Raw genomic sequence first — 22440 nt, 5'->3', positions numbered from 1 at the left:
CGTTGGCGTCGCCACGACAACAACGACAACAAGGACGAGACATGGCCCGAGACATCTCCCTCGATGGTAAAACGCTCGCGCGCGGCGCGGCATTGACCGTGCTGTTCGCGGCGGGGTTGGCACACGCCGACCCGGCCGGCATGCGCACCTACCGCACGCTCGCGATGACGGCAAGCGGCGAGCGCATCGCGGCGGTGGAGGCGGTGGAGGGGGAAGCGCGGACGGGGCCGCGCATCGTCGTGCGCGACACGGCCACCGGCCGCATCGCATCGACGTGGCAGAAGGCCGATTGCGCGCAATGCCGCCTGGAGTCGCTGGCCTGGTCGCCGGACCAGAAGACGCTGGCCGCCATCGTCGCCGACCCGAGGGCCGGCACCGCCGGCGTCGTGCTGGTGCGCGACGGCCGCATGACGACGCTGGCCACCATCAAGGGCGTCGCCGGCACGGTGCGCTGGTCGCCGGACGGACGTCAGGTCGCCTTCCTCGCGACGGTCGGCGCGAAGAAGCTGACCGGGGCCGTCGAGGCGGGCGCGCGCCAGGTCGGCGAGATCGGCCTCGCCCAGGAAGAGGACGAGCAGCGGATTGCCATCGTGCCCGCCGCCGGGGGCGATTATCGCCTCGTGTCGCCGGGCGATACCTTCATCTACGAATACGACTGGACACCGGACGGCAAGGGCTTCGTCGTCACGAGCGCGAAGGGCAATGGCGACAACAACTGGTGGATCGCGACGCTGGGCCACGTCGACCTGGCCAGCGGCCGCCTGCGCATCATCGCGGCGCCGAAGATGCAGATGAACATGCCGCACGTGTCGCCGGACGGCCGCACGGTCGCGTTCATCGGCGGCCTGATGAGCGACTTCGGTTCCGTCGGCGGCGACGTGTACACGGTGCCGCTGGAGGGCGGCGAACCGGTCGACGCGACACCGGACTATAAAGGGAGCTTCAACGGGATCACGTGGCGGGGCAAGGCATTGCTGGCGTCCGTGCTGGCCGGCAGCGACGCCGGCATCGCCGCGATCGATCCCGAGGCGCGCAGCGCGCGCATGCTGTGGCAGGCCCCCGTCACGACGTCGGCGGGACGCGACGGGCGGGTCGTGTTCAGCGCGGACGGCCGCGTGGCCGCGTCGGTGACGGAAGATTTCGAGCACGCGCCGCGCATCGTCGCCGGACGCCTGCCGGAGCTGGTGCCCATCACCCGCGACAACGACGGGTTCGCGCCGCAGATCTCCGCGCGCAGTATCAGCTGGACCAGCGAAGGGTTCGACGTGCAGGGCTGGCTGGTGGGGCCGCGCAGCGTCGAGGCGGGCCGCACGTACCCGATGATCGTGCAGGTGCATGGCGGCCCGGCGGCGGCCGCGTCGCCGCGCTACGTGGCCGCCGGCGACAACGGCAACCCGCTCGTGCGCGATCTCGTGAAGGAAGGGTATTTCGTCTTCATGCCGAACCCGCGCGGGAGCTATGGACAGGGCGCGGCGTTTACGCGCGCGAACCGGCGCGACTTCGGCGGCGGCGACTGGCGCGACATCCTGGCCGGCGTCGACGCCGTCATCGCGCGCGCGCCCATCGACGGCAACCGCCTTGGGCTGGTGGGACATTCCTACGGCGGCTTCATGACGATGTGGGGCGTCACGCACAGCCAGCGCTTCAAGGCCGCCGTGGCGGGCGCCGGCATCGCCAACTGGATCAGCTACTACGGCCAGAACGGCATCGACCAGTGGATGGTGCCGTTCTTCGGCGCGACGATGTATGACGATCCGGCCGTCTACCGTGCGGCATCGCCGATCGAATCGATCAAGGCGGCGCGCACGCCGACCTTCATCTACGTGGGCGAGCGCGACGTCGAATGCCCGCCGGCGCAATCGTTCGAGTTCTGGCACGGCCTGAAGGCGATGGGCGTGCCGACCACCTTGCTCGTGTACGACGGCGAGGGACACGCGTTCCGCAAGCCGGAGAACCAGCGCGACCTGCGGGCGCGCGAGATCGCGTGGTTCAACAAATACCTGAAGTAATTACGACTTGTTGGGCTTCTTCTCGGTGTCGTTCCGCGCCTGGGCCGCGGCGGCCTTGGCCTCCGGATTGAGCACCACCTGCACGTAATTCTCCGTGTTCAGGTAGCGCTGCGCCGCCCGCTTCACGTCATCCACGGTCAGGTTCTGCACTTCCTTGTCGAAGGTGAGGATGGTGCCAGGATCCGTACCCTCCGTCAGCGACGTCTGCAGGGCGGCCAGCCAGTACGCGTTTTCCTGCAGCGACTTGCGGTAGGTCTGCAGCCAGTTCGTCTTGACCTTGTCCAGGTCTTCCTGCGTCGGGCCTTCCTTGCGCATGTGGTCGATCTCCGCGAACGTTGCCGCCAGCACCTTGTCGACGTTGTCCGGGCCCGTCGGCAGCTGGACGCCGATCGTGTAGTGGCTGTACGGGATGCGCGTCATCGAGGCTTCCATGCCGCCGCCGTAGATCAGGCCCAGCTTTTCGCGCAACACGTCGATGATGCGGATGTTCATGACTTCCGTCAGCGCGGACAGGCGCAGTTCTTCCAGTTCCGTCACCTCGGTCGGACCCGTGAACGTCAGCGACACGTTGCTGCGGTCTTCCGAGCCGCTCTTGATCTCGCGCTTGACGACGCCTGTTACGGGGCGGATGCCGAGGTCGCGGTAGGCGGTCGGGATGTCCGGCGTGGGCAGGCTGCCCAGGTACGTGGCGACCAGCGGCTTGATGGCGGCCACGTCAAAGCTGCCGACGAAGATGAACGTCAGGTCCTTGGCGCTGGAGAAGCGCTGGCGGTAGATGGCGATGGCGCGGTCGAGGTCGATCTTGTTGATGTCCTCGGGACGCAGCGCGCGCGGGGCGCGGGGATTATTGTCGTACAGCGTGGCCAGCACGGTGTCGCCGAACAGGGCGCCCGGCTGAGACAGGCGGTTGCGCGCCAGTTCCATCTGCTTGCCGATGAACGATTTGTACAGGTCCTCGTCGCGGCGCACGCCGGCGAACTTCAGCCACACCATCTGCAGCATCGTCTCGACGTCCGTGGCGCCCGCGGTGCCCGCGACGACGTCCGTGTTGTTGCCCAGGCCCGCGCTCACGGATGCAGCCTTGCCGGCCAGGATCTTGCGCATGTCCAGCGGCGAGAAATCCTTCAGGCCCATCGCGGCGACGATGGTGTCGGCGTAGCGGGCGTTGAACATGTCCTTGTCGTCGAACAGGCTCTGGCCGCCGAACCGGGCGGCGCTCATCAGGACCTGGTCGTTGCGGAATTTGGTCGGCTTGAGGATCACCTTGACGCCGTTCGACAGCGTCAGCCGCGTGAGGCCAAGACTCCCATCGCGGCTTTCGTCGACGATCTTGCCCGGCGCGGGCGGCTGGTCCATCAGGTGCGCGGCCACGGCCTTGTCGTTGTGCGCCTGCACGTCGCGCTTTTCGGCGTTCGTGACGGCCGCCAGCAACTGCTCGCCGGTGGGAATCGGTGCATCGCCTTCCGTCTTCGTCGAGCCCGTGTAGATCACGAGCTTGCCGGAGTCGGCCGGGATCGTCCTGGCGGCATAGGCATTGATCTCCGCGAGCGTGATGCCGGGCGCCAGTTCCTTCACGTAGCGGTACTCGGCATCGATGCCGGGGATCGATTCCCCTTCGAGGAAGTTGCGCATCAGCTCGGCGGCATGGACGGAGGAATCCGTCTTGTCCCGTTCGTTCCAGGCGCGCTCGTAGGTGCGCATCATCGTCTTCTTCATGCGCTCCAGTTCGGCGGCCGTGAAGCCGAAGCGGCGCGCGCGCTCGTTCTCCTGCACGAGGGCGTCAATGGCGACGGTGGCGCCGTTCATGCCGAGCGCCGCCATCGCGTTGTACGACCGGTAGCGCGGCGTCAGGCGGGACAGGGCGCTGCTGGCGCCGATGAAAGGAGGCGAAGGCAGCGCCGACAATTCCTGCAGGCGCTGGTTAAGCATGCCGGCGAACAGCGCTTCGACCAGCTGCTCGCGGTAGCCGCGCAGGGTGGCGCGTTCGTGGAAGGGCTGCAGCGGGTAGCGGATCAGGATCGATGCCGGGCCCGCTTCCTTGTCGGTGACGACGAGCGCCTCGTTGTCCGTGCGAGCCGGGATCTTCGCGTAGTCGCGCGGGCGTGCGTGAGCGGGGTTCTTCAGGCCGGCGAAGTGACGGCGTATCAATTTCTCGGCCTGGGCCGGGTCGATGTCGCCCACGGCCACGACCGCCATCAGGTCCGGGCGGTACCAGTCCTTGTAGAAGCGGCGCAGGGTGTCCGGCTTGAAGGTGCGGATGACGTCTTCCTGGCCGATCGGCAGGCGGTCGGCATAGCGCGAGCCGTTATAGATCTTCGGCATCAGGACCTTCTGCATGCGGTCGCCGGCGCCCTTGCCGAGGCGGGCTTCCTCGAGGATGATGTCGCGTTCCTTGTCGATGTCGGCGTCCGTGAGCGTGAGGCCGTGGGCCCAGTCTTCCAGCACGAGGAAGGCCTTGTCGAGGTCGTCCTTGCGGTCGGACGATACGGGCAGGATGTAGACGGTCTCGTCGAACGACGTGTACGCGTTCAGGTCGGCGCCGAACTTCACGCCGATAGACTGCAGGTACGAAACGAGCTCGTGCTTCTTGAAATGACGCGAGCCGTTGAAGGCCATGTGCTCGGTGAAGTGGGCCAGGCCCTGCTGGTCCTCGTCCTCGAGGATGGAGCCGGCCTTGACGACGAGGCGCAGTTCCAGCTTGTGCTCGGGCATGCGGTTGCGCTGGATGTAGTAGGTCAGGCCATTGTCGAGCTTGCCGACCTTGACCTGGGCCCCGACCGGCAGCGGATCGTCGAGCTTCAGCGACGCGCCCGGCGCCACGCCCTGCACGAGCAGGGCGGCGACGAGGAAAGAGATACGGGCGATACGGATGAGCATGCGACGACGTCCTCAGCACGGAAAAAATCATTCTACCTTGCCCGACTTAAGCCACACTTGTAAATGAGCATGATGTAACGCAGGCCGGACAACGCGGGTCGTTGTCATTATGCAACGAAACAATGCGGTGGTAGTGGTAGCGGCACTCTAGAGTGCGCGGCCCCCGACGGCGATACGGCCGAGGACTGGCAAATCCTTTAAAATAGCGGATTTCCGCACCAGCCGGTCCGTACTCTCGAGGAATCCACATGCCCATCTCCACCACCCAGGAAATCGTTGACGAACTGCGCGCCGGGCGCATGGTCATTTTGGTCGACGAGGAAGACCGCGAGAACGAAGGCGACCTGGTGCTCGCCGCCGAGCACGTCACGCCGGAGGCGATCAACTTCATGATCCGCCACGCGCGCGGCCTCGTCTGCCTGACCCTGTCCGAGGAGATCTGCGACCGCCTCGAACTGCCGATGATGACGACCCGCAACGGCACGTCGTTCGGCACCAATTTCACCGTCTCGATCGAGGCGGCCGAAGGCGTCACGACCGGCATCTCGGCGGCCGACCGCGCCCGCACCATCCAGGTGGCGGTGGCGAAGGATGCGAAACCGGAAGACCTCGTCCAGCCGGGCCACATCTTCCCGCTGCGTGCCGTCAAGGGCGGCGTGCTGATGCGCGCCGGCCATACGGAAGCCGGCTGCGACCTGACGGAAATGGCGGGCCTGACCCCGGCGTCCGTCATCTGCGAGATCATCAAGGAAGACGGCACGATGGCGCGCCTGCCGGACCTGCTGGAATTCGCGCAGGAGCACAACCTCAAGATCGGCACCATCGCCGACCTGATCCATTACCGCAGCCAGAACGAGACCCTCGTCGAGCGCGTGGCGGAGCGTCCGCTGGCCACCGTGCACGGCGAGTTCACGCTGGTCGCCTTCCGCGACAAGCCGAGCGGCTCGGCGCACCTGGCGCTCGTCCACGGCAACCCGCAGGAAGACCGCGAGACGCTCGTGCGCGTGCACCAGCCGGTGTCGATCCTCGACCTGCTGGACAGCGCGTCCACGTCGCACTCGTGGAATCTCGCGGCCGCGATGCAGGCCGTGAAGCAGGCGGAGGCGGGCGTCATCGTCCTGCTCGACTGCGCCGAGACGGCCGACGAACTGTTCGCCCAGTTCCAGGACAAGCCGACGCGCCCGGTCGGCCGCGCGGCCAACCTGGACCTGCGCACCTACGGTATCGGCGCGCAGATCCTGCGCCAGCTCGGCGTGCGCAAGATGAAGCTGCTCGCGAATCCGCGCAAGATGCCGTCGATGGCCGGCTTCGACCTCGAAGTCACCGGCTACCTGGCCAAGCCGGGCTGCGACATTGCTGCATAAGCGGTACCATTCAACGTATTCATCAACGAAACAAGAGAACAAGAGGCATAGCCATGACGGTAGGAACTTTTGAAAGCAATATGGCAGGCGAGGGTCTGCGCATCGGTATCGTGCAGGCACGTTTCAATGCCGATGTCGGCCATGGCCTGCTGTCGGCATGCCTCGCAGAACTGAAGCACCTGGGCGTGGCCGACGAGGACATCCTGCACGTGACCGTCCCGGGCGCGCTGGAAATCCCGCTGGCCCTGCAAAAGATGGCCGAGACGCAGCAGTTCGACTCGCTGATCGCGCTCGGCGCCGTCATCCGCGGCGAAACCTACCATTTCGAGCTCGTATCGAACGAATCCGGCGCCGGCATCACCCGTATCGGCCTGGATTACGGCATGCCGATCGCCAACGCCGTGCTGACGACCGAGAACGACGAGCAGGCGGAAGCCCGCATGGCCGAGAAGGGCACCGATGCGGCACGCGTCGCGGTCGAGATGGCCAACCTGCTGCTGGGCCTGGAAGAACTGCAGGCCGAAGAAGAGTAAATCGAGTACAACCATGACTGACAAGAACACGCACGCCAATCCCAACAAGAACCGTACGCCGCGTCACCGCGCGCGTGAGTTCGCTCTGCAGGGGCTGTATCAATGGCTGCTGAACAATGAGCCGGCCTCCACGGTCGTCACCAACATCCGCAGCGCGCACGGCTTCGACAAGGCTGACGGCGAGTACTTCACGGAACTGCTGAATGGCGCGATCGCCCAGTCGGTCGAGCTGCGCGAGGTGATCGCACCCACCGTCGACCGCCCGATCGCGGAAGTGTCGCCGATCGAACACGCCGTGCTGCTGCTCGGCGCGTACGAACTGAAGAACCAGATCGAGATCCCGTACCGCGTCGTGATCAACGAAGCCGTGGAACTGGCCAAGTCGTTCGGCGGTATCGATGGCCACAAGTACGTGAACGGTGTGCTGGACCGCTTGGCCGGCAAGCTGCGTCCGGACGAGGTAGCGGCGGACACCCGACGCTGATTCGTTGCCCGCTATATATATAGTGAGAAAGCCGCCCCGGGAGACCGGGGCGGCTTTTTTTCATCCAAATTCGGGGTCAGAGCACATTTTGGATCAATGTTCAGATAGCAAAGAAAACGGACGCCAGCGCCGGCAAAGGCATCGGCGTCCCGGCGGCGTGCAATGCTGGGCAGGATGGTCGGGGTGGATTTGCTCCGTGGATCGTGCCAAAAAAAGGGCTCTGACCCCGAAGTGGAAAAGTGGAAAAATGAAAGCCACCGCAGCTTGCGCCGACGGTGGCTTTCGACCAGGAACGGAATGTTTCGTGTGGACTCAGAGTCCGGCGACAGTCTCGCCGGTCTGGGTGCTGCCGTGGGCCGACTCGGCCGATGCGGTGTCCGGCTTGGCCGGCGCGCTGGCCGATTTCTGGGCCAGGGTCGTGCTCGGGCCGCGGCTGGCGCCGGCGGGAAGTAGATCGGGACGTTCTTGCCGCTCGCGACCTGTTTCAGGCGCTTGTATTCGGTCAGGACCTTCGAACCGTAGCCGGAGTCGTCATCGGCTGCCGCGGCGCCGACGTAGCTCTTGAGGGCGCCTTCGACGGAGCCGGTGCGCTTCACGTAATCCTTCAGGATCAGGGCGCCGACACGGATGTTGGCCACCGGATTCAGGGCAGCCTGCGAGCCGCCGACTTCCTCGAACTTGTCGCTGTGGACCTTGGACATCACCTGCATCAGGCCCTGCGCGCCCATCGGGCTTTCCGCGAACGGATTCAGGCCCGATTCGATGGCCATCACGGCCAGGATCAGCAGGGGATCCAGCTTGATCTCGTGCGCCGTGCTGTACGCGGTCGTGACGAGCATGTTGGCGGCGTCGCCGGCCACGCGGTAGCGGCGCGACAGCCAGTCCGTCACGTATTTCTGCTGACGGGTGGGGCGGTTCGCCGCCTTGTCGTCGTTCGCGATCTCGACGGCATCCGCGCCGCGCGCTGCGACGAGCTGGACCGCGGGATTGGCGGTGGCAACCTGCGCCGGCATGGCGTGTTGCGGGCTCAGGAAATCCGACACCCGTTTTGCAAAATCGGGGCGGCTGTACAGCAGGGCAATCATTGCTACTGCGGAAAGACCGAAAACGGTCAGGGTATGTTGTGCGGTGGTCAATACACCGCGTGCCGCTTTGATCACGGAAGACCACGTGACTGGCTGGCTGGCCATCTGTTGGACGAGCCTTGCGCTCGTGCCGATGAAGCGATGGATCATCGTCTCTCCTTTGTCGCGGAAAAAGCAGTCCCGGCGCAGCGCGTAGGCGCAGCGTTCGAGCGTACTTGTGCCGTGCATCAGAAAACCGTCCGTCGCCGCTCTTAGCGGTCGAGGAACGCCGTCATTGCTTGCTTCAGCTGGGCAGCGCTGCAGTGGAGGCGCCCAGTGGCTAACAACTGTCTCGGGGTTGGTTGGGCAGACGCCCAGTGAAAACACTCCTAAAATGTCGCTGGGGCCCCGACCCCGTGAAAGAATGAGACCGGCTAGAATCACGTCTTGGACGGGCCTGCCTCACTTGATACGGCGGATTGTAGAAGCTCGTTTATATCAAGTCAATACTAGCACTCAAGCGTTCTATTACTTTTAGATCTAAAGAACGTATAAGAGCTCATCAATTCCTTGGCAAATCAACTACTTGCCGGCGATTGTTAGCACACCTCAAAAGATGTAAAAAAGAATTAAAAATTCAATGAACTATTCTGATCTGCGGGATTTTATTGCTAAGTTGCAAGAAAAGGATGACTTCAAGCGCGTATCCGCGCCTATTTCACCGAATCTTGAAATGACGGAGGTGTGCGACCGGATCTTGCGCGCCGGCGGGCCTGCGCTGCTGTTCGAGAACCCGGTCGACGCGGCCGGCAAACGCTATCCGATCCCCGTGCTGGCCAACCTGTTCGGCACGCCGCAGCGCGTGGCACTGGGCATGGGCGCGGACGACGTCGGCGAGTTGCGCAAGATCGGCCACGTGCTGGCCCGCCTGAAGGAGCCCGAGCCGCCCAAGGGCTTCCGCGACATCATGGACCTCGGTTCGCTCGTCAAGGCCGTGTGGGACATGGCGCCGAAGGAAGTGAAGGGCGCCCCGTGCCAGGAAATCGTCTGGGAAGGTGCCGATGTCGACCTGGCCCGTTTGCCGATCCAGCATTGCTGGCCGGGCGACGTCGCACCCCTGATCACCTGGGGTCTCGTGATCACGAAAGGGCCGAACAAGAAGCGCCAGAACCTGGGCATCTATCGCCAGCAGGTGCTGGGGCCGAACAAGGTCATCATGCGCTGGCTCGCCCACCGCGGCGGCGCGCTCGACTTCCGCGAGCACTGCATCGCCAACCCCGGCAAGCCGTATCCGGTGGCGGTGGCGCTGGGCGCCGACCCGGCCACGATCCTGGGCGCAGTGACGCCCGTGCCGGACACGCTGTCCGAATACCAGTTCGCCGGCCTGTTGCGTGGCCAGCGGACCGTCCTGACGAAGGCGATCGGCAGCGAGCTGCGTGTGCCGGCGTCGGCCGAGATCGTGCTGGAAGGACATATCTATCCGGACGAGAACCACCCGTCCGGTTTCGAGCATGCACTGGAAGGCCCGTACGGCGACCACACCGGCTATTACAATGAGCAGGACTGGTTCCCGGTGTTCACGATCGACCGCATCACGATGCGCCGCGACCCGATCTATCACTCGACCTACACGGGCAAACCGCCCGACGAGCCGGCCGTGCTGGGCGTGGCGCTGAACGAAGTGTTCGTGCCCCTGCTGCAGAAACAGTTTACGGAGATCACGGATTTCTATCTGCCGCCGGAAGGCTGTAGCTACCGCATGGCCGTCGTGCAGATGAAGAAGCAGTATGCCGGCCACGCGAAGCGCGTGATGTTCGGCGTGTGGAGCTTCCTGCGCCAGTTCATGTATACGAAGTTCATCGTCGTCGTGGACGAGGACGTCGACGTGCGCGACTGGAAGGAAGTGATCTGGGCCATCACGACCCGCGTGGACCCGACCCGCGACACGGTCATGGTCGACAACACGCCGATCGACTACCTCGACTTCGCGTCGCCGATCAGCGGCCTGGGCAGCAAGATGGGTATCGATGCCACTAATAAATGGCCGGGAGAAACGAACCGGGAGTGGGGCACACCCATCGTCATGACGCCGGAAGTCAAGGCGCGCGTGGACGGGATCTGGCAGCAGCTCGGGCTCTGACGTCCCCTCTCTATATAGGTATGCGCGGGGCATGCCGGCCGTAGTTTGCCGGTATGCCTGTTACCGGTTATAATGCGAGCTGGCGGGCCCCTGCGCATTGTGGCATGGTTTACCTGGTCAGGTCGGGAACGAAGCAGCCAAAGCCGTTCACCGCAAGTGCCGCAGATCAGGCTCGCCTACTACCTTCACTCATCGATCTCCGCTTCGAGCGGGCGCATCGACACCTCCACCAGCGGATTTTCCTTCAGCATCTCCTCGTCGAGCTTGAGCCTGACATGGTTCTTGGCGTCGCTGGCGTAGCGCTTGTCGCCACCAGAGGCCTTGATGGTCAGCTGGGCCGGCTTGTCGAACTTGAAGATCACCGACTTCATCGTGGGCACGAACAGGCTCAGCGCGCCGGCCACCTTGCCGATCGCGGCATTGGTCTGGGGAATGGCGCCCATCACGCTTGCGTAGCGCCACTGTGTCGTCTCGGGCAGAACTGCGCCGAGGTCGAAGCCCATGCGCATCTTTTCGCCCTTGGGCAGGCTCGTCCAGATCTGCGCGTCGTGTGCCATCCACTGCGGATTCAGCGCCATGCGAGCGCGACCGCCGGCATCGAGCGGCAGCGGCGTGCGGCTGGCGCCATCGACGACGACGAGGCCCGCATCCAGCGGCGAGATCGCCTTGTTCACCGGCACCAGCTTCGCGTACAGGATGACCTTGTCGCGTTCGGCTTGGGGCAGGGCGTCGAACTTGTCGAGCTTGATGACGTCGACCAGCTTGCGGTACGGGAGCCATTCGCGTTCGGCGGCATGGCCCGGCAGCGCGAGCAGCAGGGAAGTGAACAGGGAAGTGGTAAGCAGCGGGATGCGCAACGAGTTTTTCATTTTTCCTAATTGAAAGAAAAATATCAGTGTAGGGGAATTCCCGATGAGCGTCTAATGTTGCCGCGCCTCGCCCGGTCTACGGTAAAATCTCGGTATGTCCTATCAAGTCCTCGCCCGCAAATACCGTCCCCGGAACTTCGAAACGCTGGTTGGCCAGGAGCACGTCGTCCGTGCGCTGACCCATGCCTTGCGTACCGGACGGCTGCACCACGCCTATCTGTTCACCGGCACGCGCGGGGTGGGCAAGACCACGCTGTCGCGCATCCTGGCCAAGTCGCTCAACTGCGTCGGGCCGGACGGCAACGGATCGATCACGGCCGAGCCGTGCGGCCAGTGCGAGCCGTGCCGCGCGATCGACGCCGGCCGCTTCGTCGACTACGTCGAGATGGACGCCGCGTCGAACCGCGGTGTCGACGAGATGGCCCAGCTGCTGGAGCAGGCGGTCTACGCGCCGAGCAATGCGCGCTTCAAGGTCTATATGATCGACGAGGTGCACATGCTCACGAACCACGCCTTCAACGCGATGCTGAAGACGCTGGAAGAACCGCCCGAGCACGTGAAATTCATCCTCGCGACGACGGACCCGCAAAAGATTCCCGTGACCGTGCTGTCGCGCTGCCTGCAGTTCAACCTGAAGCAGATGCCGCCTGGCCACATCGTGGGCCACCTGGAAAACATCCTCGGCCAGGAAGGCGTGACGTTCGAGCAGCCCGCCCTGCGCCTGCTCGCGCAGGGCGCGCACGGTTCGATGCGCGACGCGCTGTCGCTGACCGACCAGGCCATCGCCTATGCGGCCGGCGCCGTCACGCTCGACGCCGTGCAGGGCATGCTGGGTGCGCTCGACCAGTCCTATCTGGTCCGCCTGCTCGACGCGCTCGCGAACCAGGACGGCGCCGACCTGATGGCCGTCGCCGATGAAATGGCCAGCCGCAGCCTGTCGTACAACGGCGCGCTGCAGGACCTCGGCACCCTGCTGCACCGGATCGCGCTGGCGCAGACCGTGCCGGCCGCGCTGCCGGACGACCTGCCGGAACTGGTCGACATCCAGCGTCTCGCCACGCAATTCGATCCGCAGGAAGTGCAGCTGTATTACCAGATCGCCGTGATCGGCCGCAACGAGATCGGCCTCGCGCCGGACGAGTACGCGGGCTTCACGATGACCCTGCTGCGCATGCTGGCGTTCCGCCCGGGACAGGGCGGCGCCGAGCAGGCGGCGTCGCCCGCACCGGCCGCGCTGGCGCGCACGATGCCGCAGGCGGCACCGGCGCGTCCCGCGGCAGCGGCAGCCTCCGCTGCGCCGGCCGCCGCGGCGCGTCCGGCCGGCCCGGCTGCTTCCGCGGCACCCGCGCCCGCGCCGGCGGCAGCGCCGTCCGCACAAGGCGCCGGCCGCGCCATGACGTCGGCCCGTGCGGCCCTCGATGCCGCGCTGGAAGCGGCGCGCGCCGGTTCCCGCATGGGAGGCGTGCCACGGCGTCCGGCACCGGCTGCGGAACCGCCGGCTGCCGCCGCGCCTGCTCCGGCCGCTGCGCCTTCCGCGCCCGCCGCGCCGGCCCCGTGGGACCAGGGCGCGCCGAACGGCGCCGCCGCTGCCGCCGCACGGACGCAGCCCCAGTCCGCCGCCCAGCCGCAGCCGGCGATGATGCGCCAGCCCGCGCAGGGACAGGCCGAACAGGCAGTCGCCGACGACGAGCCGCCGGCCTGGGTCACCGAGTTTTCCGACGACAGTGCCTTGGCGATGGAAGCCCCGGCGGTGCAGGCGCCTCCGGTGCCGGCCCGTGCCGCGGCACCTTCCGCGCCGCCGTACGCCTACGTCATCACGCCCGTGCCGGCCATCGACTGGGACGGCAACTGGCCGGCGCTCGCGGCCTCGCTGCCGCTGCGCGGCGTGGCCCAGCAGCTGGCCTTCCAGACCGAGCTGATCGAGTGCGTGGCGGATGGCGCCGCCGCGACGTTCCGTCTGCGCGTCCCGGTCGACACGCTGCGCGCCAGCGGTAACAGCGAAAAGCTGTGCGCTGCCCTGCAGGAATGCTTCCCGGCCGTGCGCGTGAACGTCGAGACCGAGATCGCGCCGACCTGGTACACGGCCAGCGCCGAGGCCAAGGCGCGGCGCGAGCGCCTGCAGCGCGAAGCCGAGGCCACCGTCGATGCCGATCCGTTCGTGCAAAACATGGTGAGCACGTTCGACGCGTTCGTCGTGCCCGGTTCCATGCGGCCGATCGCGTCCTGAGCCGGCCCCGCGCCGGCGCCGGTATAAACTGTATAAACGATTTACCCATCCGACTTTTTTGGAGAACACATCATGATGAAAAACCAGCTCGCAGGCCTGATGAAGCAGGCGCAGGCCATGCAGGACAACATGAAGAAGGCGCAGGAGCAGCTGGCTCTGATCGAAGTCGAAGGGCAGTCGGGTGCCGGCCTCGTGAAGGTCGTCATGACGTGCAAGAACGACGTCAAGCGCGTGTCGATCGACCCGTCGCTGCTGGGCGACGACCGCGACATGCTGGAAGACCTGGTCGCCGCCGCGTTCAACGACGCCGTGCGCAAGGCCGAAACCACCGCCCAGGAAAAGATGAGCGGCCTGACCGCCGGCCTGCCGCTGCCGCCGGGCTTCAAGATGCCGTTCTGATGCTCATTTTATGTTCATCGTTACACTCACCTACACGGCGCCGCTCGAGCGCATCGATGCCTACCTCCCGGCGCACCGCGCCTGGCTGCAAGAGCACACTGCGCGCGGGCTGTTCCTGATGGCGGGCCGCAAGGAGCCGCGCGACGGCGGCATCCTCATCGCCCATGCGGCCGACCGCGCCGAGCTCGACGCTGCGCTGCGCGACGATCCGTTCGCGCAGGCCGGCCTGGCGACCTACGCCGTCACCGAGTTCGTTCCCACCATGACCGCCGAGGCATTGTCCGCCTGGCGCGCACAGTAAGCACTGGCGGAGGCGAGTCCATTATGTCCAAATCGCTCGACTTCCTTACCGAGGCCTTGCGCCGCCTGCCGGGCGTCGGGCCGAAGTCGGCGCAGCGCATGGCCTTCCACCTGCTGCAGCATGACCGCGAAGGTGCGGCCATGCTGTCGCGTGCGCTGTACCAGGCCGTCGATGCGGTGCATCACTGCGCCATGTGCAATACCTTCTCTGAAACCGAGGTGTGTGACCTGTGCGCCGACGAGCAGCGCGACCGGACACTTCTGTGCATCGTCGAGACGCCGGCCGACCAGATGATGATCGAGCAGACCCTGACGTACAAGGGCCTGTACTTCGTGCTGATGGGCCGGTTGTCGCCGCTGGACGGCATCGGTCCCAAGGACCTGCACCTGGAAAAGCTGATCGGTCGAGCCGGCGACGGCGGGGTCAAGGAAGTCGTGCTCGCCACCAATTTCACCAACGAGGGCGAAGCGACCGCCCACTACATCAGCGAGATGCTGAAGGCGCGCGGACTCAAGGTCAGTCGCCTCGCGCGCGGCGTTCCCGTCGGGGGCGAGCTCGAGTACGTGGACGCGGGCACCATCGCGCGCGCCATGCTCGACAGGCGCAGTGCATAATGGGCCTCCCCAAAACGGGGAGCCCTTACATGGTCGCGCGACAATGACGGCATCGTAGCGGCTCCCGGCAGCAGGCGGTGTTCGCTTGACAGTGCGCAAACCCGCTGCACCGTCTACGCTGCTATCGTGGGGATACTTTGACCGGACCCCAAGCATGCATCTCGTCGACATCACGATGTTCTACGCGGCCGAAGGAGGCGGCGTCAGCACCTATCTGAATGCCAAGGCCCATTGGCTGGCACGACGCAGCCGCGTGCAGCACACGATCATGAGCTCCAACGTGGAGACGTGCGATGACACGGTGCCCGCGCTCGTCAAGATACCGTCCGCCGGCCTGCCGGGTTTTCACGGCTTCCGCATGCCGTTGTCCGTCGAAGGCCCGGCCCGCCTGCTGGAATCCGTCCGGCCCGACGTCGTCGAGGCGGGCGATGCGGGCCACTGCGCCTGGGCCGCGCTGCGCATGCGCAAGCGCTACGACATCCCGGCCGTCGCCTTCTACCATTCCGACCTGCCGCGCCTCGTGCAGCCGCGCTTCGGCCGCTGGATCGCGCGCGGCACCTGCCGCTACCTCGCCAACCTGTACCGCCAGTTCGACCTCGTGCTGGCACCCAGCCGCATCATGGTGCAGCAGCTGGAGGCGATCGGCGTCTCCGGCGCCGTGCACCAGCCGCTCGGCATCGACAGCAGCGTGTTCCGGCCGCAGCGCCGCGACGAGACCCTGCGCGAACACCTGGGCCTTGCCCCGGAGACGCGCCTGCTCGTCTATGCGGGCCGCTTCACGCCGGAAAAGAAGCTGCACGTCCTTATCGAAGCCGTGCGCAAGCTGGGCGACCCGTACCACCTGATCCTCGTGGGCGGCGGCGGCGTGCTGCCGTTTTGCGACCGCGTCACGCATATCCCGTTCCGGCGCGACCAGCGCCAGCTGGCCAGCCTGCTGGCCAGCTGCGACGTGCTCGTGCATCCGGGCGATTGCGAAACGTTCGGCCTGATCGTGCTGGAAGCGATGGCATGCGGCCTGCCCGTCGTGGCCACAAACAAGGGCGGCGTGGCCGAGCTGGTCGACACGGAGACAGGTATCTTGGCCGAGCCGAACCACGTCGACAGCCTGGCCGGCGCGATCGAAGCCATCTACCAGCGCGACCTCGTCCGCATGGGGCAGGCGGCACGGCGCAGGGCCGTCGAACGCTACGACTGGAACGAGATCCTGCCGCAGGTGATTGGCCGCTACCAAGGCTTGCTGAACGGGTATCCGCACGCGGCCGACGACATCGCCATCGAGCTGATCCATGAACGGGAGCGCATCCGTGTCACAGACTGAATGGTCCCCTGACGAGCACATGCTGTGCGTCTCGATCCACGACGTGGCGCCGGCTACATGGAGCGATTGCCTGCGCCTCGTGGAGGCCGTGCGCGCCGTGGCGGACATCCCGCTGACCTGGCTCGTCGTCCCGCATTACCACTTCCGGCCCGAGCAGTCCCTCGCGATGGAAGCTTGCCTGAACGTGGCGCTGGAGCGCGGCGACGAGCTGGCGCTGCACGGCTACAGCCATCTCGACACGGAGGCGGGCAGCGGCGGCCTGCGCGCGCGCTTCCTGCGCAACGTGTACACGCGGAGCGAGGGCGAATTCGCGGCACTGACGGAGTCGGAAGCGCGGCGGCGCCTGGAGCTCGGCCTCGACTGGTTCGCGGCGCGCGGCTGGACGCCCACCGGCTTCGTCCCGCCGGCCTGGCTGCTGGGCGAGGGCGCCTGGCGGGCCTTGCGCGATGCGCCATTCGCGTACACGACCACGTTCAGCCATTTCCATTGTCTGCCGGGGGCGGGCGAGCGTCGCCCGGTCGCGCGACCGCATTGTCAGCAGGCATTGCACGACACCGGCGGGCGGCCGGGGTATCGCGGCGATGCCAGCGCGAGCATCCAGGGCGGCAGCGGGGCTGTCCAGACCGGCAGGGGCAACCAGTCTGTCCGAGGCCCCGGCAACACGCAGTTCGACGCGCGCAATTGGACAGGTGCGAACGGCACGGACCTGCGTCACGATGTACCCGGCCGCGCTGATGCGGCGCCGCTGCCAGATCTGGCGCAAGATCGGCCGCAAGATCTGCCGGAAGACAACCCGAACCCGGTCATCGCTCCCGCGACGTCCACGCTATTCACGCAAAACAACCGCCACGGCACGCACGCGATCCTGTCGCCGTCGCTCGTGTACGCGGCACGCAACCGCGGCGGGCGCATCCTGTCGCCGCGCATCGCGGACGCCACGGCGTCCGTGCTGGCGCGTTCGCCGCTCGTGCGCTTCAGCCTGCATCCGCCGGATGCGCGCTATCCGGAACTGGTCCGTCACATCCAGCGGACACTGGAGCGCCTGCTGGAAAGTCGCGAGGCGGTGACGAAAGCCGAGTTCGCGCGCCGTGTCACTCAGCGCCTCAACCCGCGCTTCACCAGTACGGATCCCACCAGCCACCCCGCCAGTAACCCGGACCCCAGCCATAGTAGCCCGCAGGCGGTCCATAGCGTTGCTGATCGTACTTCGCACCCAGGCTGATCACGCAACTGCGCCACGCATCCGTCTGCGCTGCGTAGCCCAGCCGGACGCAGGCCGGTCCGTAGATCGCCATCATCCGCTCGACGTCGGCCTGGGCCTGGGCCGCGCGCTCCTGCGGCGTCGTGCACGCGGCCAGCGCCAGCACCAACCCAATACTTAGCACCCGAATCATGGTGCCTCCTGAATCCAACACTCGCCAACACGCGCGTCCTGCGCGCCTTCTCACAGCTTAGAAGCCAGCGCGAGCCTCCGAGAGAGCCTGCTCAATCGCGCGCAGGGAACCATCGCGGGTAAGGGTTGTCACGTACTCGCCCGCACGTGCAATTTCTGGCAAGATGCGCCTTTTCCAAAGGGATGAGCGAGATGCGACAACGTGGATGGCGGAAGTGGGGACGGCGGGTTGCGGTCGGGGCCGTCGTGCTGCCGGTGCTCGTCGCGGGCGGCGCCTGGATGACCTTGCGCGCGAGCCTGCCCGAGCTCGACGGCCAGCATCGCTCGCCGCTGCTGTCGGCGTCCGTGACGGTGGAGCGCGATGCGAACGGCGTGCCGACCATCAGCGGGGCGAACCGGCTCGACGTCGCCTATGCCACCGGCTTCGTGCATGGCCAGGAGCGCTTCTTCCAGATGGATCTGCTGCGCCGCAGTGCCGCCGGCGAACTGGCGGAGCTGTTCGGGGCCAAGGCGCTGCCGCTCGACCGCGCGCACCGCCTGCACCGCTTCCGCGCCCGCGCCGAACAGGTCGTGCAGCGCATGACGCCGGCCGAGCGTACGTTCCTGGACCGCTACGCTGCCGGCGTCAACGACGGCCTGAACGGCCTGCGTGCGCGCCCGTTCGAATACCTGCTGAGCCGTGCGGCGCCGCGTCCGTGGACGCCGGCCGATTCGCTGCTGGCGGTCTGGGCCATGTATTTCGATTTGCAGGGCAACCAGGAACCGCGCGAACTGGCGCGGGGGTGGCTCGCGGCGCACCTCGATCCGGCCCAGCTGGCCTTCCTGCTGCCCGAAGCGACCCGCTGGGATACGCCGATGGATGCCGACGGCGTCGCGCTGGCGCCGGCCCCGATTCCGGCCACGGCGCCGGCCTGGTGGGGCCGCAAGGAAAGCGTCCCCGCGCGCCAGGTGGCGGGCATGGCGTTCACCGATTCCGTCGGCAGCAACAACTACGCCATCGCCGGGACGCGTACGACGAACGGCGCCGCCATCGTCTCCGACGACATGCACCTGGGCCTGCAACTGCCGAACACGTGGTATCGCCTCGCGCTGCGCTTCCCGGACGCGCAGGGGCAACCGCGCCGCGTCGTCGGCGTGAGCCTGCCGGGGACGCCGCCGGCCGTCATCGTCGGCAGCAATGGCCATGTCGCGTGGGCGTTCACGAACAGCTATGCGGACACGCTCGACCTCGTGCGCCTCGGCCTTGACGCCGCCCATCCCGGCCAGGTGCGCACGACGAATGGCTGGGAGACGCCCGTCGCGCACACGGAAACGCTGCTCGTGAAGGGTGAAGCGGCGCAGACGATGACCGTGCTCGAGACGAGCCTCGGTCCGGTCCGTACCGTCGACGGCGTCCAGTACGCGGTGCACTGGGTCGCGCACGACCCCGGCGCGCTCAACCTGAACCACCTGAAGCTGGAAGCGTCGACGAACCTCGACGAAGCGCTCGCCGCGGCGGCCAGCGACGGCATCCCGGCGCAGAACGTCGTCCTCGGCGACGACCGCGGCGGCATCGCCTGGACCATCGCCGGCGCGCTGCCGCAGCGCGCGCAGGGCGGCTCCAAGGTGTCGTTCCCGCTCGCGTCCGACGGTGCCGTGCCCACGTGGACCGGACTGCTCGCGCCGCCGCAGCATCCGCGCGTCGTCAATCCTCCCGGCGGGCAGCTGGTGACGGCAAACAGCCGCCAGCTCGCGGGCGGGGACGCCGGCATCATCGGCGACGGCGGCTTCGACCTGGGGGCGCGCGCGCACCAGTTGAGCGGCACCGTGCACCAGCTCGGCGACAGGACGGACGTGCCGGCCGCGTTCCAGGCGTCGCTCGACGACCGCGCACCGTTCATCGCCGGCTGGCGCGAGCGTGCCCTGGCCGCGCTGGACGCCCGCGCGCTGGACCAGCATCCGGAGCGCGCCGAGTTTCGCCGCCTGCTGGAGCAAAGCTGGGACGGCCGCGCGAGCACGACGTCCGTCGGCTATCGCCTGGCGCGCCAGTTCATGTGGTCGCTGCATGACCTGCTGTTCGCCGGCGTCGATGCGGAGCTGGCGAAACTCGATCCGAAGGCCAGCATCGTGGTCGCGACGTCGCGCTGGCCGGACATCGTCGCGCGCCTGCTGGACGCGCGTCCGGCCGCGTGGCTGCCGGCCGGCTATGCGAGCTGGCAAGACCTGCAACTGGCGGCCATCGACCGCGCCATCGCGGACCTGAAGGAAGACGGCACGCCGCTCGCGCAGGCCACCTGGGGCCGGCGCAACACGGCGACGATCGCGCACCCGTTCACGATTGCGGTGCCGGCACTGCGCCGCTGGCTCAGCGTGCCGCCGGACCAGCTGCCGGGCGACGCCAACATGCCGCGCGTGGCGGGGCCGAAGTTCGGGCAATCGGAGCGCCTGACGGTGGCGCCGGGGCGCGAGGAAGAGGGGCTGTTCGACATGCCCGGCGGGCAGAGCGGGCATCCGCTGTCGCCGTACTTTTTAAAAGGGCACGAGGATTGGGTGCGCGGGAAGCCGGTGCCGTTGTTGCCGGGGGCGGTGGTGCACACGTTGAAATTCACGAACTAAATCAACGTCGTTCCCGCGCAGGCGGGAACCCAAGTTCAGCGTTTTGGCGGCGCAAGATTGGGCCCCCGCCTTCGCGGGGGCGACGGTGTTTCAGTGTGCCGTCAGCGCACCGCCATCGGCACCCACAATTTCTGCAGCATGCCGGTCACCGCCTCCGGCGGCGCCGGCCGCCCGAGATAAAAGCCCTGCACGAGATCGCAGCCGTATTCTTCCAGCAGCACGAGCTGTTCTCCCGTCTCGACGCCTTCCGCCACGACGATCATCTTGAGACCGTGCGCCATCGCGATAATGGCGCGCGTGATCGCGGCATTCTCGGAATCCTGCGGCAGGCCGCTGATGAAGCTGCGGTCGATCTTCAGGGCGCGCACGTCGAAGCGCTTCAGGTAGTTCATCGACGAATAGCCGGTGCCGAAGTCGTCGATCGACAGGTACACACCGATGCCGCGCAGCTGTTCCAGCGTGGCCAGCGTGGCCTTCGCGTCGTCCATCAGCGTGCCTTCCGTCAGCTCCAGTTCGAGCAGGCGCGGGTCGAGGCCAGTGTCGTGCAAGGCTGACAGCACGATCTGCGACAGGTTCTCGTCCTTGAACTGCTTGGCCGACAGGTTCACGGCGATGCGCACGGGACGACGCGAGAATTTCTGCCACTGGCGCGCCTGGTTGCAGGCGGTACGCAGCACCCATTCGCCGATCGGCACGATCAGGCCCGTTTCCTCGGCCAGCGGGATGAATTCGTTGGGCGAGACGACGCCGCGTTCCGCATGGCGCCAGCGCACGAGGGCTTCCACGCCCACGATCTCGGACGAGCGTACGTCGAGCTGCGGTTGATAGAGCAGGTACAGCTCGTCGTTCTGCAGCGCGCGGCGCAGGCCGACTTCCAGCTTCACGTGGCTCATGATCTGCATCGTCAGCGACGACGAGTACAGCTTGGCGTTGTTCTTGCCGCAGTTCTTCGCGTGGTACATCGCGGTGTCGGCGTACTTCAGCAGCGACGTGCAGTCGTCGCCGTCCTCCGGGAACAACGAGATGCCGATGCTGGCCGTCACGAAGATCTCGTTGCCTTCGATGAGGAACGGGCGGCGCATCGCGTCTTTCACCCGGTGCGCCACGTTGAGCGCGTGTTCGACCCGTTCGAGGTCGGGAATCAGGATCGTGAATTCGTCGCCGCCCAGGCGCGCGAGGTTCGTGCCCGCGCTGTTCGCCGCGTCCACGCGCGGGAGCAGGTCGCCGCGCGACAGCAGGTCGTTCGGGCGGATGGTCTCGCGCAGGCGGTCCGACACCTGCTTCAGCAACTGGTCGCCCACGTCGTGGCCCAGCGTGTCGTTGATGCGCTTGAAGGCGTCCAGGTCCATGAACAGCACGGCGAACTTCGTGTTGTCGATCTTCGAGCGCTGCAGTTCGCGTTCCAGCATCTCGAGGAACGCCTGGCGGTTCGGGATGCCGGTCAGGCTGTCGCAATAGGCCAGGCGCCGGATCTGTTCTTCCGCGCGCTTGCGTTCGCTGATGTCGCGCACGAGGCCCAGCACTTCGTTCGGGCCGGTGGCGACGAGCCGGGCCTCGAAATGCTGGGCCTCGCCGAAGCGGATCAGTTCATATTCGACCGAGCGCACCTGCTGCACGTGCAGGGCCATGCCCACCTGTTCGAACAGGCGTTCGGCGATGTCGCGCGGCAGCACGTCGGTCACGTGGCGGCCGACGATGTGCTCGTCCACGCCGGCGTCGCGCACGCCGCGTCCCGGCCCGTCGCGGCCCGGTTCGTAATCGAGATAAAAGCCGTCGCGCGACATGCGGAAGAACGTGTCGGGAATGGCGGCCAGCACGGCACGGTTCTGGGCGTCGGCGATGCGCAGGCGGACGATGGCGTCGGACGCGCGCAGCACGTACAGTACGCGGTGGCCGAGGATGGGCCAGTTGATCGGCTTCGACACGAAGTCGGTGGCGCCGGCCTCGTACGCATTGGTGACGGCTTCCAGGTCGTCGCCGCCGGTGACCATCACGACCGGGACCATCGCGCCGTTCGGCAGGTCGCGGATCGCGCGGCACGCGGCAAAGCCGTCCATCTTCGGCATCTCGACGTCCAGCAGGATCAGGTCGGGCGTGCGCGCGTGCGCGAGGAACACGGCCTGTTCGCCGTCCGCGGCCTCGATGCCTTCCAGGCCGACGCCTTCCAGCATCTCGAGCATCAGCAGACGCATCACCGGATCGTCGTCAGCGACGAGAACGACACCCCTCTTGTTGGCGGATTGGGCTGGCATG

At 66.7% G+C, this 22440-nt stretch carries 16 protein-coding genes, 1 other RNA gene and 1 pseudogene; 13 read left to right on the top strand and 5 right to left on the bottom strand.

The genetic code is table 11. The annotated features are described in order from the left end of the window. Positions 1 to 41: 41 nt before the first annotated feature. Complete coding sequence (locus P0M04_RS32455; RefSeq protein ID WP_259452064.1) at positions 42 to 2009, top strand: S9 family peptidase; 1968 nt, start codon at positions 42 to 44, stop codon at positions 2007 to 2009. Here the strand turns inward: P0M04_RS32455 and P0M04_RS32450 are convergent, their stop codons facing one another. Next, positions 2010 to 4886 (bottom strand): M16 family metallopeptidase, encoded by a 2877-nt coding sequence (locus tag P0M04_RS32450; RefSeq protein WP_259452065.1) that lies wholly within the window; start codon positions 4884 to 4886, stop codon positions 2010 to 2012. A 248-nt stretch (positions 4887 to 5134) separates the two neighbouring features. On the opposite strand from P0M04_RS32450, the gene ribBA reads away from it, so the two are divergent. Genes ribBA through nusB form a run of 3 tightly spaced genes read left to right on the top strand, consistent with a single transcriptional unit; the run spans position 5135 to position 7267 of the window. Continuing rightward, positions 5135 to 6250: a bifunctional 3,4-dihydroxy-2-butanone-4-phosphate synthase/GTP cyclohydrolase II gene (ribBA, locus tag P0M04_RS32445; protein WP_259452066.1), complete on the top strand. Its 1116-nt coding sequence runs from the start codon at positions 5135 to 5137 to the stop codon at positions 6248 to 6250. A 53-nt stretch (positions 6251 to 6303) separates the two neighbouring features. Further along, positions 6304 to 6783: a 6,7-dimethyl-8-ribityllumazine synthase gene (ribH, locus tag P0M04_RS32440; RefSeq protein ID WP_056447556.1), complete on the top strand. Its 480-nt coding sequence runs from the start codon at positions 6304 to 6306 to the stop codon at positions 6781 to 6783. 13 nt (positions 6784 to 6796) lie between these two features. Further along, entirely contained in the window at positions 6797 to 7267 is a 471-nt protein-coding gene (nusB, locus tag P0M04_RS32435) for a transcription antitermination factor NusB (RefSeq protein WP_259452067.1), read from the top strand. A gap of 413 nt (positions 7268 to 7680) precedes the next feature. Here nusB and P0M04_RS33005 read toward each other — a convergent pair. Continuing rightward, positions 7681 to 8457 (bottom strand): annotated as a pseudogene (locus tag P0M04_RS33005) (transglycosylase SLT domain-containing protein); the annotation flags it as partial. Between the two features lie 514 nt (positions 8458 to 8971). On the opposite strand from P0M04_RS33005, the gene ubiD reads away from it, so the two are divergent. Both ubiD and ffs read left to right on the top strand, forming a co-directional pair. Continuing rightward, complete coding sequence (ubiD, locus tag P0M04_RS32425) at positions 8972 to 10471, top strand: 4-hydroxy-3-polyprenylbenzoate decarboxylase (protein WP_259452068.1); 1500 nt, start codon at positions 8972 to 8974, stop codon at positions 10469 to 10471. Positions 10472 to 10552: 81 nt separating this feature from the next. Beyond that, positions 10553 to 10651: signal recognition particle sRNA small type (ffs, locus tag P0M04_RS32420), an RNA gene on the top strand. Between the two features lie 5 nt (positions 10652 to 10656). Here ffs and P0M04_RS32415 read toward each other — a convergent pair. Beyond that, positions 10657 to 11340, bottom strand: a complete 684-nt coding sequence (locus P0M04_RS32415; RefSeq protein WP_259452069.1) for a hypothetical protein — start codon at positions 11338 to 11340, stop codon at positions 10657 to 10659. Between the two features lie 94 nt (positions 11341 to 11434). On the opposite strand from P0M04_RS32415, the gene P0M04_RS32410 reads away from it, so the two are divergent. The 6 genes from P0M04_RS32410 (at position 11435) to P0M04_RS32385 (ending at position 17421) form a co-directional block, all read left to right on the top strand. Further along, a complete protein-coding gene (locus tag P0M04_RS32410) occupies positions 11435 to 13567 on the top strand; it encodes a DNA polymerase III subunit gamma/tau (RefSeq protein WP_259452070.1) in 2133 nt (710 codons plus the stop codon). 72 nt (positions 13568 to 13639) lie between these two features. Continuing rightward, positions 13640 to 13966 carry a YbaB/EbfC family nucleoid-associated protein gene (locus P0M04_RS32405; RefSeq protein ID WP_259452071.1) on the top strand — a complete coding sequence of 109 codons (327 nt, stop codon included), beginning with the start codon at positions 13640 to 13642 and terminating at the stop codon, positions 13964 to 13966. Between the two features lie 10 nt (positions 13967 to 13976). Further along, positions 13977 to 14267, top strand: coding sequence for a YciI family protein (locus P0M04_RS32400; protein ID WP_259452072.1), 291 nt, complete (start codon positions 13977 to 13979; stop codon positions 14265 to 14267). A gap of 23 nt (positions 14268 to 14290) precedes the next feature. Then, the gene (gene recR / locus P0M04_RS32395) at positions 14291 to 14881 is read left to right on the top strand and encodes a recombination mediator RecR (RefSeq protein WP_259452073.1); all 591 of its coding nucleotides are present in this window, start codon (positions 14291 to 14293) and stop codon (positions 14879 to 14881) included. A 154-nt stretch (positions 14882 to 15035) separates the two neighbouring features. Further along, a complete protein-coding gene (locus tag P0M04_RS32390) occupies positions 15036 to 16199 on the top strand; it encodes a glycosyltransferase family 4 protein (protein ID WP_259452074.1) in 1164 nt (387 codons plus the stop codon). Further along, a complete protein-coding gene (locus tag P0M04_RS32385) occupies positions 16186 to 17421 on the top strand; it encodes a polysaccharide deacetylase family protein (protein WP_259452075.1) in 1236 nt (411 codons plus the stop codon). Before P0M04_RS32390 ends, P0M04_RS32385 begins: the two co-directional genes overlap by 14 nt. Here P0M04_RS32385 and P0M04_RS32380 read toward each other — a convergent pair. Continuing rightward, complete coding sequence (locus P0M04_RS32380) at positions 17315 to 17593, bottom strand: hypothetical protein (protein WP_259452076.1); 279 nt, start codon at positions 17591 to 17593, stop codon at positions 17315 to 17317. The genes P0M04_RS32385 and P0M04_RS32380 overlap by 107 nt on opposite strands. A gap of 191 nt (positions 17594 to 17784) precedes the next feature. On the opposite strand from P0M04_RS32380, the gene P0M04_RS32375 reads away from it, so the two are divergent. Continuing rightward, the gene (locus P0M04_RS32375; protein WP_259452077.1) at positions 17785 to 20187 is read left to right on the top strand and encodes a penicillin acylase family protein; all 2403 of its coding nucleotides are present in this window, start codon (positions 17785 to 17787) and stop codon (positions 20185 to 20187) included. A gap of 101 nt (positions 20188 to 20288) precedes the next feature. Here the strand turns inward: P0M04_RS32375 and P0M04_RS32370 are convergent, their stop codons facing one another. Further along, entirely contained in the window at positions 20289 to 22439 is a 2151-nt protein-coding gene (locus P0M04_RS32370; protein WP_259452078.1) for a putative bifunctional diguanylate cyclase/phosphodiesterase, read from the bottom strand. Position 22440: the final 1 nt, after the last annotated feature.

This window comes from Telluria mixta (assembly GCF_029223865.1).
Lineage (GTDB): Bacteria > Pseudomonadota > Gammaproteobacteria > Burkholderiales > Burkholderiaceae_D > Telluria > Telluria mixta.
This window is presented reverse-complemented; position numbering and strand designations above follow the sequence as displayed.